Origin of the sequence: Shinella kummerowiae (assembly GCF_009827055.1) — a bacterium.
GTDB classification, from domain to species: Bacteria; Pseudomonadota; Alphaproteobacteria; order Rhizobiales; family Rhizobiaceae; genus Shinella; species Shinella kummerowiae.
Window position 1 is genome coordinate 898867 of the sequence record NZ_WUMK01000001.1, and the last position, 13167, is coordinate 912033.

Genomic DNA, 13167 nt, shown 5'->3' on the forward strand with positions numbered 1-13167 from the left:
GACGATGGTCAGTCCGACCACCATGGCCGCGGTTCGTGCAAGCGGCGCCATTCCGAATGCCGAATATCTCTTGTCCGCCGAAGGTGTGCGCAAGGAGTTTCCGGGTGTCGTCGCGCTTGACGATGTCCAGTTCAAGCTGAAGCGCGGCTCCGTGCATGCCCTAATGGGCGAGAACGGCGCAGGCAAATCGACACTGATGAAAATCCTCGCCGGCATCTACACGCCCGACCAGGGTGAAGTGCTGCTCAAGGGCCAGAAGATCCGGCTGAAGTCGCCGCTCGACGCGCTGGAGAACGGCATCGCCATGATCCATCAGGAGCTGAACCTGATGCCCTTCATGACGGTGGCGGAGAACATCTGGATCCGCCGCGAACCGAAGAACCGCTTCGGCTTCGTCGATCACGGCGAGATGCACCGCAAGACGGCGGAACTCTTCAAGCGCCTCAACATCGCGATGGACCCGGAAACGCAGGTGCGCGACCTGTCCGTCGCCAACCGGCAGATGGTCGAGATCGCCAAGGCCGTATCCTACGAGAGCGACGTGCTCATCATGGACGAGCCGACCTCGGCGCTGACCGAGCGCGAGGTGGACCACCTCTTCACCATCATCCGCGACCTGCGCTCGCAGGGCATCGGTATCGTCTACATTACCCACAAGATGAACGAGCTGTTCGAGATTGCCGACGAGTTCTCGGTGTTCCGTGACGGCAAATACATCGGCACCCACGCCTCCACCGACGTGACGCGCGACGACATCATCCGCATGATGGTCGGACGCGAGATCACCCAGATGTTCCCGAAGGAAGAGGTGCCGATCGGCGACGTCGTTCTGTCGGTCAAGAACCTCAACCTCAAGGGTGTGTTCCGCGACGTCTCCTTCGACGTGCGCGCCGGCGAGATCCTGGGCATTGCCGGCCTCGTTGGCTCGGGCCGCTCGAATGTCGCCGAGACGATTTTCGGCGTGACGCCAGCGACCTCCGGCACGATCTCGATCAACGGCAAGCAAGTCAACATCGACAGCCCGAACACGGCGATCAAGCACCGCATGGCGTTCCTGACGGAAGACCGCAAGGACACCGGCTGTCTGCTGATTCTCGACATCCTGGAAAACATGCAGATCGCCGTGCTCCAGGACAAGTTCGTCAAGAACGGCTTCGTTTCCGAGGGCGCGCTGACCAAGGTCTGCGAGGAGATGAGCAAGAAGCTTCGGGTGAAAACGCCAAACCTTTCGGAGCGCATCGAGAACCTGTCGGGCGGCAACCAGCAGAAGGTGCTGATCGGCCGCTGGCTGCTCACCAATCCGCGCATCCTGATCCTGGACGAGCCGACCCGTGGCATCGATGTCGGCGCCAAGGCGGAAATCCACCGCTTCGTCACGGAACTCGCCCGCGACGGCGTGGCGGTCATCATGATCTCGTCGGAAATGCCGGAAGTACTCGGCATGAGCGACCGCGTCATGGTCATGCACGAAGGACGCGTCACCGGCTTCCTCGACCGCGCGGAAGCGACACAGGTCAAGGTGATGGAACTGGCTGCCCAGTAACGCGGGCACTGAGATTTAAGGCCGCCGAGCGGCCATCAGGGAGGTAATCATGAGCACGAATTCCGCCGCGCAGGCCCAAGCCGCTGCGCAGAAATCTGCCCGCCGGCTCCCGCCGGAACTCAACATCTTTCTCGTCCTCGTCGGCATTGCGCTAGTCTACGAAATCCTCGGCTGGATCTTCGTCGGCCAGAGCTTCCTGATGAACCCGCAGCGCCTGACGATCATCATCCTGCAGGTCTCGGTCATCGGCATCATCGCCGTCGGCGTCACGCAGGTCATCATCACCGGCGGCATTGACCTCTCGTCCGGCTCGGTCGTCGGCATGACGGCGATGTTCACCGCCTCGCTGGCGCAAGCCTCCACATGGCCGCGCGCCCTCTACCCGTCGCTCACCGACATGCCGGTCATCGTGCCCGTCACTCTCGGCGTCGGCGTCGGCCTGCTGGCGGGCTTCATCAACGGCCAGCTCATCGCCAAGACCAAAATCCCGCCCTTCATCGCCACCCTTGGAATGATGGTGTCGGCGCGCGGCATTTCGAAGTGGTACACGAAGGGCCAGCCGGTCTCGGGCCTGACGGAACAGTTCAACTTCATCGGCACCGGCATCTGGCCCGTCGTGATCTTCCTCGTCGTCGCCGTGATCTTCCACATCGCGCTGCGCTACACCCGCTACGGCAAGTTCACCTATGCGATCGGCGCCAATGTGCAGGCCGCCCGCGTCTCCGGCATCAACGTCGAATCGCACCTCGTGAAGGTCTATGCGATTGCCGGTGCACTTGCTGGCCTCGCCGGCGTCGTTACCGCGGCGCGTGCCCAGACCGCACAGGCCGGCATGGGCGTGATGTACGAACTCGACGCGATTGCCGCGACCGTCATCGGCGGCACCTCGCTTGCCGGCGGCGTCGGCCGCATCACTGGCACGGTCATCGGCACCGTCATCCTCGGCGTCATGACATCGGGCTTTACCTTCCTGCGCGTCGATGCTTTCTACCAGGAGATCGTCAAGGGCGTGATCATCGTCGCCGCCGTCGTCGTCGACGTCTACCGGCAGAAGAAGCGTAAGACGTGATCAGGCAGTAGGCAGTAGGCAGTAGAAATACGGGCTTCGTCAGCAGCTTACTATCGCCTATTGCCTACTCCCTATTCCCCAACCACACACAACGAGGACAACATGACTGTAAGATTTGGTCTTCTCGGCGCAGGCCGCATCGGCAAGGTGCATGCCAAGGCCGTGACCGGCAATCCCGATGCCGTGCTCGTCGCCGTCGCCGATGCTTTCCCGGCAGCCGCCGACGCCATCGCCAAGCAATATGGCTGCGACGTGCGCACGATCGAGGCGATCGAAGCCGCCAAGGACATCGACGCCGTCGTGATCTGCACGCCGACCGACACCCATGCCGACCTCATCGAACGCTTCTCCCGCGCCGGCAAGGCGATCTTCTGCGAAAAGCCGATCGACCTCGACGTCGACCGCGTGCGCGCCTGCATGAAGGTGGTGGAGGAGACCAAGGGCAAGCTGATGGTCGGCTTCAACCGCCGCTTCGACCCGCATTTCATGGCCGTGCGCAAGGCCATCGACGACGGCAAGATCGGTGACGTCGAAATGGTCACCATCACGTCCCGCGATCCTGGTGCCCCGCCGGTCGACTACATCAAGCGTTCGGGCGGCATCTTCCGCGACATGACGATCCACGACTTCGACATGGCCCGCTTCCTGCTGGGCGAAGAGGTCGCCTCGGTGTCGGCCACCGCCGCCGTGCTGGTCGATCCCGAAATCGGCAAGGCCGGCGACTATGACAGCGTCTCGGTCATCCTCCAGACCAAGTCTGGCAAGCAGGCGATCATCTCCAATTCGCGCCGCGCCACCTACGGCTACGACCAGCGCATCGAAGTGCACGGCTCCAAGGGCGTCGTCTCCGCCGAAAACCAGCGCCCGGTCTCGATCGAAATCGCCAACGGCGACGGCTACACCCGCCCGCCCCTGCACGACTTCTTCATGACCCGCTATACCGAAGCCTATGCCAACGAGATCGCAGCCTTCATCGCAGCGATCGAAAAGGGCGCCACCATCTCGCCGTCGGGCGCCGATGGCCTCGCAGCTCTGGCACTCGCCGACGCGGCCCTGAAATCGGTCGAAGAAAAGCGCCAGATCTCCGTCGCCTGAACGGACACTTCCTCCCAAGCAACTGGCCGGGCGATTTTGTCGCCCGGTTTTTTTATCCGGGCATGGTCGATGCAAATACATGTGGTCGAGCACCCGGATTTGCGCTGGACGCGTAGTGGATGACGTGAAGGTTGCCGACTAAGAATGAAGGAACGCCTCTCAATCCCGCAGCCCATTCTCGCTGGAGACTTGACTTCGATAACACCTTCTAATTGAAGTCTGATTTGATCGTGTCAAAGTGACTCTCATTAGCGAGAGAGAAGATGTCGCAAGAACATTCTGACGACAAAGTTAAAATCTGGCTTAACCAGATAACACGATGGCCGATTGTTGCGGGCATGATCGTTTCAGCTACGGCACTCGGCGGTGCAGTGACTCTGTACGATTCTATTAAGAACGCTGCGGAACGCGCCTCAAGTCTTTTGAGTGTGCCTGAGGTCGTGGGCATAGCTGTAAGCACGCGCGCCACTGGAATGTCAGAGCTTTATAGAATTGGGCAGACTTCAGGACTCGGACGATGGACGTTCAAGCCGAACGATGTTCAGGTTGGGTCTAAAACTGCTATCCTAACATTCACGCTTTCGAATCCGTTGAATGAGGGCATCGTGCTCACCGAAGTGATCTACGACGTTAGCGAAATCCAAAAACACCAAATGCGCGGCACGGCATCCGGCCCGCTGACGCCATTGACTACCTACGTCCATGACATCGAGCACCGAATTGGTTCACAAAGAAAGAAACTTTCACCACCCTTTGTGATCGATGGGAAATCCTCAGCGTCATTTGACATCCAAATAATATCTTCCGCCGCGGACTACGTTGCGAATTTTGAACTGAAAATGGGCTTCGTCAGTCAAGAATACATAACCATTACGCCAAACTTCGGTTTGACGCTTCCCAAGGGCCAAATTTGATCGACGTAAAGGCTATTACATTCGGCAGCATTCAGACCGAAGCTTTTGAATTGGACTCATCGCATTAGCCGCCTTCCTCGCACCACTCACATAAACCTTACTCGTCAGTCCTCCCTGCCGAAATAATATCATGATCCATCTCCGCCAGCGCGCGGTCGAGATGTCCCTCCAGCACCAGCGTCGCCTCCTCCGGCACGACGGAGATCGGTGGGGCGCCGAACAGGCGGACCTGCTGTGATTGCGCCAGGCCCTCCTCCAGGCCGCGCTGGATCAGGTCGAAATAGCGCGTGCCGGGGCCGGTGATGGCGATCGGCATGTTTTCGTAGAGGCTGACGACGCGCGACAGCCCCTGCCCCAACGCAAGCCCGGCCTGGCGGAAGGCATATTCCGACATGCGGTGACCCTGGCGGGCGCGCAGCGCGATCTTGTCCATTTCCGCAAGCGGCACGAATTTCGCGGGGATCGTATCCGGCGGCACTTCGAAGGCGGTGCGCAGGATGCCGTAGAAGCCGGCCGATGCCTCGATGCAGCCGTGCGAGCCGCAGCGGCACAATTTGCCATCCGACGAATTCAGCATGTGCCCGAAATTTGGCGCCGTGACGGATAGTTCGCTGGTGCGGTCGAACCGCGCGATGCCGAGCCCGATGCTGTGGCCGAGCGAGAGCGCCGCAACCGCCTGCAAATTCTTGGCACCCGCCTTCTCCATGCGTTGCGCCATGGCATGCGCCACGAGCAGGGTCTCGTTGTTGAGCAGAATCTTGGCCCGCCAGTGCGGCTGCAGCAGGGCTGCGAAATCGACCTGCTGCGAACCGAAGACCGGCGACCAGACAAGACGCGCCGTCGCGGGGTCGACGAGGCCCTTGCTGCTGATCGAGACGATGAGCACCTGCGCGCGGTCGATTTGCGAGCGGCTCACCAGCTTGTCGAGGGCCGCCACGAAGGCTTCGCCAAACGGCCGCGTCGCGCTATCCGCATGATTGCGCGCCTCCTCGAAGCGGTCGAGCAGCGTACCGCCATAGTCGGCAAGCGAATATTGCACGATGTCCGAGGCGATGCGCACGGCGATGAGGTAACCGGCATCGCGCCGCTGGCCGAAAATGACGCGCGGCCGCCCGCGCGAAACGGACGCCTGCTGCTCGCGACGCTCCAGCACGTCGGCCTTTTCGAGATCGGCGGTGATTGCCGAAACCGTGGCCGATGCAAGGCCGGTGTGATGGGAAATATCGGTATGGGCAAGTGGCCCGTGACGGCGCAACGAGGCGAGCACGAGGGCACTGTTCTGCTGACGCACAAGCTCCGTGCTCGACTTGGTCAGCATCCCCGGATTCCACTCGCTCTTACATGCTGCAACACATGCCCCTCCCAAAGCATCTGTCGTGCCGTCATTCAAGGCCTTTCGAGCCGTGTTGACAGCCTGCAAAAGTTCTGACATTTATTTTCTCGACTGTCGAGAAAAAAGTCCCGGCACCGTCGGGAGGGGTATCGAGACAGTAAGATCGTGGCCGGTCGTTGATTGGACGGGAGGTTCGTCCAGGCGGCCGGTGTTCACTTGGGAGGATATTATGAAGTTCGTTCTGAAGCTGATGGCAGGGGCTGCCATCATCGTTTCCCTGCATTCCGTCGCGCACGCCAAGGACCTCGTGGTCGGCGTTTCCTGGTCGAACTTCCAGGAAGAGCGCTGGAAAACCGACGAAGCCGCCATCAAGGCAGCGCTCGAGGCCTCCGGCGACAAATACATTTCGGCTGATGCCCAGTCGTCCGCCGCAAAGCAGTTGACCGACGTTGAATCGCTGATCGCCCAGGGCGCCAACGCCATCATCGTCCTCGCCCAGGACTCGGAAGCCATCGGCCCGGCCATCGAGAAGGCTGCCGCCGAAGGCATCCCGGTCGTCGGCTACGACCGCCTGATCGAAAACCCGGCGGCCTTCTACATCACCTTCGACAACAAGGAAGTCGGCCGCATGCAGGCCCGCGAAGTGTTCAAGGTGAAGCCGGAAGGCAACTACGTCTTCATCAAGGGCTCCTCGTCCGATCCGAACGCCGACTTCCTCTTCGCAGGCCAGCAGGAAGTGCTGAAGGAAGCGGTCGACGCCGGCAAGATCAAGAACGTCGGCGAAGCCTATACCGACGGTTGGAAGCCGGAGAACGCCCAGAAGAACATGGAACAGTTCCTGACGGCGAACGACAACAAGGTTGACGCGGTCGTCGCCTCGAACGACGGCACGGCCGGCGGCGCGATCGCCGCCCTGGCAGCCCAGGGCCTCGCCGGCTCTGTTCCGGTTTCCGGCCAGGACGCCGACCATGCCGCGCTGAACCGCGTGGCGCTCGGCACGCAGACGGTTTCCGTCTGGAAGGATAGCCGTGAACTCGGCAAGCGCGCTGCGGAAATTGCAGCCCAGCTCGCCAGCGGCAAGACCATGGATGAAATCGAAGGCGTGACCACCTTCAACGGCGGCCCGAAGGGCGTCGAAATGAAGTCGGTCTTCCTCGCTCCGCTGCCGATCACCAAGGACAACCTGAACGTCGTCATCGACGCCGGCTGGATCCCGAAGGAAACGGCGTGCCAGGGCGTCGCCGCCGGCTCGGTCGCGGCCTGCAACTAAGCGGCCATGAACCACCAATGACCTGACCATCGCCGAGCGCCGCAACGTCAAACGTTGCGGCGCTTGCGCAAGATGGACAGCGGGCGGAGGATGCGGCGGCGACACATCCTCAAGAAGCGCCCGAAGGACACGTCAACAAAAGTGGGGGGACGGCAAAGCCATGGCCGACATCACAACTACCGCACATGCCAACCGCGCGCGCTCGGCGGGCGAGAACCCGGTGAAGCGCTTCTTCCGCGCCACCGAGATCGACACGCGCCTGCTCGGCATGATCGGCGCCATGCTGATCATCTGGATCGGCTTCAACATCCTGTCCGGCGGCCTGTTCCTGACGCCGCGCAACCTGTGGAACCTCTCCGTCCAGACGGCCTCCGTCGCCGTGATGGCGACGGGCATGGTGCTCGTCATCGTCACCCGCAACATCGACCTCTCCGTCGGCTCCATCCTCGGCTTCGTGGGCATGAGCATGGGCGTGCTGCAGGCTGAACTGCTGCCGCAGCTGCTCGGCTTCAATCACCCGGCCATCTGGGTCATCACGCTCATTGCCGGCATCACGCTGGGCGCTGCCATCGGCGCGCTGCACGGCTCGATCATCGCCTTCCTCAACGTGCCCTCCTTCATCGTGACGCTCGGCGGCCTGCTGATCTGGCGCGGCGCCACCTGGTTCGTCACCAGCGGCCGCACGGTCGCGCCGATGGATTCGACATTCCGCCTGATGGGCGGCGGCACGGAAGGCTCGATCGGCGCCACAGCGAGCTGGATCGTCGGCGCGCTCGCCTGCATCGCCATCGTCGCCACCATCATCAACGCACGAAAGCAACGCCAGCGCTTCGGCTTTCCGCAGCGACCGATGTGGGCGGAATACTTCTTGACCGCCGTCGGCTGTGCGCTGGTGCTCGGCGCGATCGCCGTCGTCAACAGCTATCCCTGGCCGGTCGCCATCGCCCGCAAATATGCCGATGCCAACGGCATCGCCTGGCCGGAGGGCGGTCTGTTCATCCCGCACGGCATCGCCATTCCGGTGCTGATCGCCATCGTCGTCGGCATCGTCATGACCTTCATTTCGACGCGCCTGCGCTTCGGCCGCTATGTCTTCGCCATCGGCGGCAACCGGGAGGCCGCAGAACTCGCCGGCATCAAGACCCGCTGGGTGACGGTGAAAATCTTTGCGCTGATGGGCATTCTCTGCGCCATCGCCGCGGCCATCTCCACCGCCCGCCTCAATGCCGCGACCAACGCGCAGGGTGAGCTCGACGAGCTCTACACCATCGCCGCAGCCGTCATTGGCGGCACGTCGCTTGCCGGCGGCATGGGCACAATCGCTGGCGCCATGCTCGGGGCGCTTGTCATGCAATCGCTGCAGTCAGGCATGGTGCTGGTCGGCATCGATACCCCGTTCCAGCGCATCGTGGTGGGCATGGTCCTTGTCGTCGCCGTCTGGCTCGACACGGTCTACCGCGCCCGCGCCAAGTAAGAGGAGCCACCCCAATGACGGACACCCGTACGCCCCTCGTGGAGCTGAAGAACATCTCCATATCCTTCGGCGGTATCCACGCCGTGGACAATGCCTCGGTCGACCTTTATCCCGGCGAAGTGGTGGCGCTTCTCGGCCATAACGGCGCCGGCAAGTCGACGCTGATCAAGATCCTCTCCGGCGCCTACAAGCGCGATGGCGGTGAGATTCTGATCAATGGCGAACCCGCCGATATCAACAACCCGCGCGACGCCAAAAAATACGGCATCGAGACGATCTACCAGACGCTCGCCGTCGCCGACAATGTCGACGCCGCTGCCAACCTCTATCTCGGCCGCGAGCTTCGCACCCCCTGGGGCACGCTCGACGACGTGGCGATGGAAGCGAAGACGCGCGAAGTGATGGGCCGCCTCAACCCGAACTTCCAGCGCTTCAAGGAGCCGGTAAAGGCACTCTCCGGCGGCCAGCGCCAGTCGGTGGCGATCGCTCGCGCCATCCTCTTCAACGCGCGCATCCTCATCATGGACGAGCCGACCGCAGCCCTCGGCCCGCAGGAGACGGCGCAGGTCGGCGAGTTGATCAAGCAGCTGAAGAAGGAAGGCATCGGCATCTTCCTGATCAGCCACGACATCCACGACGTCTTCGACCTCGCCGACCGCGTCTCGGTGATGAAGAACGGCCAGGTCGTCGGCCACGCCCGCACCGAGGACGTCACCAAGGACGAGGTGCTCGGCATGATCATCCTCGGCAAGGTCCCCGAAAAAGCCATCCCCGGCCCCGGCGCCATGCAGACCGCCTGATCGGTTCAAGCCGAAAACAAAGAGCCGCCCGCGACCCCGCCGGCGGCTCTATTCTTTCAAGACGACCGCAAACGCCGATTTCCGCATTTTCCCGATTGATGCCCGCCCCCAGCTAGGCTAAGACCCTCTCATCGGACAGGCGAGTCATCGCCCAGGGCAAGCACCCGTAGCTCAGCTGGATAGAGTGTTGGATTCCGATTCCAAAGGTCGCAGGTTCGAATCCTGCCGGGTGCGCCAAGTTTCAACCACGTCAAACAAAGCTGGCTACCACATAGGCGTTGAATCGTCAGAAGGTATCCCTATGCCGTCGATCTGGTGCAAAAACCTTCAGGCAATTGAGCTTGTTATTGCTCAAGCCAAGTTCGATCAATCTGATCTGACAATCCGTCAAACCAGAGTGACAGCGTATCAACCATGAAATAAAGGCGCAGAAGATCCCAGCGCTGAGGGGAAATTCGAATGGGCGAGCCGTTCGCTTCGGTGGAGTAACGAAACGTCACCGAACGCGGATCAATCAACGATAGTTCGGAGATGCAATTCAACATCGAGTCCGAGATATAGGTAGTCTCGTCGTCCAAGTCATATGCTGTTTGTCGAAGGGCACTGATCAAGATGTCCAGGTTATGCCCGACATGTTTGGGCACGACACCACCTGCATGGCCGATATGCCACTTAAGTGCAACTTCTAGGGCGTGCCGAAGGTTAAACAAAGCTGGAAAGATCAGATTATGACCTCTGGGCTCCTCCTCCAGAGCCTTTCTAATCAGGATAAGACTGGCGTCAAAGTAGCCTTCCCAGATTCGACATTCTCTCCAGCCCCCATCGAACTTAAAGTCGATACTAGGAGTATCGTCCTGAGCCGGCCGGATCAGCCGCGTGTCAGGATCGCAGAGAAATGCTTCGTACAGTGTCATTTCCATCGGCATTCAGACCTCCATGAGTTCCGCTTCCGGAGCGCAGACAAAAGTCCACCTTTGACGCTCGGCGTGAGAACCGATTATAAACGCGAAGCGAAAACAATTACGTAGAAGTTCCCGCCTTCATCCTCTCCGGCGCGCCATTCACGCTACTGAGTTCACGTCGAAATTTTCTTTGAGCGCAGAACAAGGCTACGAGCTTGCCACGAACTGGTCCGTGGATTTGCGGGCATATCTGCCGGGCGGTTGGCCGACATAGCGGCTGAAGGCCGTGCTGAACGTGCTGGCTGATCCGTAGCCGACGCGTTCGGCCACCTCTGCTATGGTGATGTCACTTCTTCGCAGCAGATCCTTGGCGAGCGCCATGCGCCACGCCAGCAGATACTCCATGGGCGGCACGCCGACATTGCGCGAAAAGCGATCGAAGAATGCCGAGCGCGACAACGCGGCCTCCTTCGCCAGATCGGCCATCGTCCAAGGGCGGGCGGGATCGGTGTGCATCTGCCTGACGGCTTCCGCCAGCCGGGCGTCGCCCAAACCACGCATCAATCCCGCCGGCGCGTCAGGCGTTTGCTGGAGCCGCAGTGCTTCCACCAGCAGTATCTCGACGAGGCGGGCAAGCACCAGGTCGCGCCCCGGGCGATCGAACGCGGCCTCTTCGACCAGAAGCGTGACGAGGGTCGACAGCCGGTCTACGCCCCTGACGTGGATCAAGTCCGGCAGCAGCGACAGAAGAAGGCCAGAATCCGCGCTGCCGAAGACGAAGTAGCCACCCTGAATGCGAACGCTCGCAGCGCCATGCTGCTCACCGTGGCGAACCTCGCCGGATGCCCTAGCTGCAACATGCGGATCAATGAATTCCGGGGTAACGGGCTCGAAACCCGACATTTCAAAGCCTGGTGTCGTCGGAAGTAGAACGAAATCACCCGCATCCAAAGACAGTTCTCTTTGGCCATCCACCGCCAGGCGACAGGAGCCCTCGATCACGACGGCGAAGCTGGGATGGCCGAAATCGGCGTAGCGAACGCCCCAGCACCCCGCACCGCTGATGGCCTTGGTGAAAATGGCCTGGGGGCGAAGCAACCGAATGATATCCGAGAGAGGGTCGACCATTCCTGGACTATGGCAAATAAAACTCGGACTTTCAATTGTAGATAGTCCATCGCTGTGGCGTTAGTTTGGGCTCATGGATATCTGACAAGGAGACAACCATGAAAACCATCCTGATTACCGGCTGCTCATCGGGCTACGGGCTTGAGACGGCTCAATTCTTTCTTTCAAAACAGTGGAACGTGATTGCGACCATGCGCACCCCGCCCGAGGGCATCCTGCCGCGCTCGGGGGCCCTGCGCATCCTGCGGCTGGACGTAACGAACGAAGACAGCATTGCGCAAGCGGTTAAGAGCGCCGGCCATATCGACGTGTTGGTCAACAATGCGGGTATCGGCGTTGTCGGCGCATTCGAGGCGACGCCGATGTCCCATATTCGGAAGGTTTTCGAAACCAACACCTTCGGCGTCATGGCCATGACACAGGCTGTCATTCCGCAGATGCGCGCGCGCCGGTCCGGGGCGATCGTCAATGTGACGTCGAGCGCTACCCTTGCCCCCATGCCCCTGGCGGCCGCCTATACGGCCAGCAAACAGGCCATCGAGGGTTTTACCGGTTCGCTCGCCTACGAACTCAACCATTTCAACATCCAGGCAAAACTCGTGGAGCCCGGCTACGCGCCGACCACGCAGTTCGCCCAGAACACCTCCGTCAGGGTCGAGAACCTCATTCCGGAGGCCTATGCGGCCTTCGCAGGCCCAATCTTCGAGACATTTGCGAAGCCGGCTCTGACCACGCGGGAAATCGATGTCGCCGAAGCCGTCTGGCGGGCGGTCAACGATACAAGCGGTACACTGCGTTTTCCCGCCGGAGCGGACGCGCTAGCACTTTCACGCGCTGCATAGCAGCGAGCTCTACCGTCAGCCTCAACGCTTAGAGAAGCCGGCGCTAGGCGCGCCGGCTGCGATATACGTACCAGGCGCCAACCGCGCTCATCACCGCCAGTGCATACCAGGTCAGAGCGTAGACGAGATGGCTGTTGCGGAAGGAGACGACAGTCAGGCCGCCGATGGGCAGCCCGCCCGCATTGGGCGTGGCGTCGGCGTCGATGAAATAGGGGGTAATGTCGGCGATGCCCTTTGATGCGGCGATGGCCGCGACATCGCGGGAGAACCATCGGTCGTTTGCCGGATCGTTGGCGCGCAGGAACCCGCCGCCCGGTTCGCTGATGCGCAGGAGGCCGGTAACCGTGACAGGTCCAGCGGCGATCTCGCTTGCCAGACGCGCGGCCGGGTCACTCCGATCGGATGGGACGAAGCCGCGGTTGATTAGAACGCTCGTGTCATCCGCAAGACGCATCGGCGTCAGCACCCAAAAGCCCGCGCCGCGTTCCGTCATGGCCTGCACCAGCACCGTCTTGTCGTGCTGGAAAAGGCCAGTTGCGACAACACGACGGTATTCGTCCGTTTCCCGGCTGACGGCACGCCAAGCCGCGCGGGCCGGTGCCGGTACGGGCTCGGCGTGGATACGGGCCTCGACGCGTTCGATGAGATCGAGCTTCCAGAACAGCCGCTGCATCTGCCAGGTCCCGAGGGCGACAAAGACCGCGGCCAACAAGAGGAGGGCGCTGGTCAGCGCCCGGCGGGCGTTGCGGGAGGGCGGCGTCGCCCCCTCCTCTGCCCGTTGCCGTTCGATGCTCATC

12 protein-coding genes and 1 tRNA gene are annotated in these 13167 nt (G+C 61.5%); 9 read left to right on the plus strand and 4 right to left on the minus strand.

Features of this window, described 5'->3' with window-relative positions; genetic code table 11:
* Positions 1-4 precede the first annotated feature (4 nt).
* The 4 genes from GR138_RS04205 to GR138_RS04220 all read left to right on the plus strand — a co-directional run bounded on the left by GR138_RS04205 (position 5) and on the right by GR138_RS04220 (position 4621).
* Positions 5-1543 (plus strand): sugar ABC transporter ATP-binding protein, encoded by a 1539-nt coding sequence (locus GR138_RS04205; protein ID WP_160857331.1) that lies wholly within the window; start codon positions 5-7, stop codon positions 1541-1543.
* Positions 1544-1592: 49 nt separating this feature from the next.
* Complete coding sequence (locus GR138_RS04210; RefSeq protein ID WP_160857332.1) at positions 1593-2612, plus strand: ABC transporter permease; 1020 nt, start codon at positions 1593-1595, stop codon at positions 2610-2612.
* Positions 2613-2714: 102 nt separating this feature from the next.
* Complete coding sequence (iolG, locus tag GR138_RS04215) at positions 2715-3707, plus strand: inositol 2-dehydrogenase (RefSeq protein ID WP_160857333.1); 993 nt, start codon at positions 2715-2717, stop codon at positions 3705-3707.
* 263 nt (positions 3708-3970) lie between these two features.
* Positions 3971-4621, plus strand: coding sequence for a hypothetical protein (locus tag GR138_RS04220; protein WP_160857334.1), 651 nt, complete (start codon positions 3971-3973; stop codon positions 4619-4621).
* Positions 4622-4718: 97 nt separating this feature from the next.
* On the opposite strand, the gene GR138_RS04225 is transcribed toward GR138_RS04220, so the two are convergent.
* A complete protein-coding gene (locus GR138_RS04225; protein WP_160857335.1) occupies positions 4719-5939 on the minus strand; it encodes an ROK family transcriptional regulator in 1221 nt (406 codons plus the stop codon).
* A 244-nt stretch (positions 5940-6183) separates the two neighbouring features.
* Here GR138_RS04225 and xylF point away from each other — a divergent pair, with 244 nt between their 5' ends.
* From xylF to GR138_RS04245, 4 genes are all read left to right on the plus strand, one after another.
* Entirely contained in the window at positions 6184-7224 is a 1041-nt protein-coding gene (gene xylF / locus GR138_RS04230) for a D-xylose ABC transporter substrate-binding protein (RefSeq protein ID WP_160857336.1), read from the plus strand.
* Between the two features lie 160 nt (positions 7225-7384).
* On the plus strand, positions 7385-8698 hold the full coding sequence (locus tag GR138_RS04235) for a sugar ABC transporter permease (protein ID WP_160857337.1): 1314 nt from the start codon (positions 7385-7387) through the stop codon (positions 8696-8698).
* Between the two features lie 14 nt (positions 8699-8712).
* Positions 8713-9498, plus strand: a complete 786-nt coding sequence (locus GR138_RS04240) for an ATP-binding cassette domain-containing protein (protein ID WP_160857338.1) — start codon at positions 8713-8715, stop codon at positions 9496-9498.
* Positions 9499-9658: 160 nt separating this feature from the next.
* A tRNA-Arg gene (locus tag GR138_RS04245) sits at positions 9659-9735 on the plus strand.
* Between the two features lie 107 nt (positions 9736-9842).
* Here the strand turns inward: GR138_RS04245 and GR138_RS04250 are convergent.
* Entirely contained in the window at positions 9843-10424 is a 582-nt protein-coding gene (locus tag GR138_RS04250; RefSeq protein WP_160857339.1) for a hypothetical protein, read from the minus strand.
* A 183-nt stretch (positions 10425-10607) separates the two neighbouring features.
* Complete coding sequence (locus tag GR138_RS04255; RefSeq protein WP_160857340.1) at positions 10608-11528, minus strand: AraC family transcriptional regulator; 921 nt, start codon at positions 11526-11528, stop codon at positions 10608-10610.
* Positions 11529-11626: 98 nt separating this feature from the next.
* On the opposite strand from GR138_RS04255, the gene GR138_RS04260 reads away from it, so the two are divergent.
* On the plus strand, positions 11627-12370 hold the full coding sequence (locus tag GR138_RS04260) for an SDR family oxidoreductase (RefSeq protein WP_160857341.1): 744 nt from the start codon (positions 11627-11629) through the stop codon (positions 12368-12370).
* Positions 12371-12413: 43 nt separating this feature from the next.
* Here GR138_RS04260 and GR138_RS04265 read toward each other — a convergent pair whose 3' ends face one another.
* Entirely contained in the window at positions 12414-13166 is a 753-nt protein-coding gene (locus tag GR138_RS04265) for an SURF1 family protein (protein WP_160857342.1), read from the minus strand.
* Position 13167: the final 1 nt, after the last annotated feature.

What these genes read in the sequence shown, in the direction of transcription:
- GR138_RS04205 (WP_160857331.1), top strand. Translation starts at nt 5, where the DNA reads ATGGTCAGTCCGACCACCATGGCCGCGGTTCGTGCAAGCGGCGCCATT.
- GR138_RS04235 (WP_160857337.1), top strand. Translation starts at nt 7,385, where the DNA reads ATGGCCGACATCACAACTACCGCACATGCCAACCGCGCGCGCTCGGCG.
- GR138_RS04255 (WP_160857340.1), bottom strand. Translation starts at nt 11,528, where the DNA reads ATGGTCGACCCTCTCTCGGATATCATTCGGTTGCTTCGCCCCCAGGCC.
- GR138_RS04240 (WP_160857338.1), top strand. Translation starts at nt 8,713, where the DNA reads ATGACGGACACCCGTACGCCCCTCGTGGAGCTGAAGAACATCTCCATA.
- xylF (WP_160857336.1), top strand. Translation starts at nt 6,184, where the DNA reads ATGAAGTTCGTTCTGAAGCTGATGGCAGGGGCTGCCATCATCGTTTCC.
- iolG (WP_160857333.1), top strand. Translation starts at nt 2,715, where the DNA reads ATGACTGTAAGATTTGGTCTTCTCGGCGCAGGCCGCATCGGCAAGGTG.
- GR138_RS04265 (WP_160857342.1), bottom strand. Translation starts at nt 13,166, where the DNA reads ATGAGCATCGAACGGCAACGGGCAGAGGAGGGGGCGACGCCGCCCTCC.
- GR138_RS04220 (WP_160857334.1), top strand. Translation starts at nt 3,971, where the DNA reads ATGTCGCAAGAACATTCTGACGACAAAGTTAAAATCTGGCTTAACCAG.
- GR138_RS04210 (WP_160857332.1), top strand. Translation starts at nt 1,593, where the DNA reads ATGAGCACGAATTCCGCCGCGCAGGCCCAAGCCGCTGCGCAGAAATCT.
- GR138_RS04250 (WP_160857339.1), bottom strand. Translation starts at nt 10,424, where the DNA reads ATGCCGATGGAAATGACACTGTACGAAGCATTTCTCTGCGATCCTGAC.
- GR138_RS04260 (WP_160857341.1), top strand. Translation starts at nt 11,627, where the DNA reads ATGAAAACCATCCTGATTACCGGCTGCTCATCGGGCTACGGGCTTGAG.
- GR138_RS04225 (WP_160857335.1), bottom strand. Translation starts at nt 5,939, where the DNA reads ATGCTGACCAAGTCGAGCACGGAGCTTGTGCGTCAGCAGAACAGTGCC.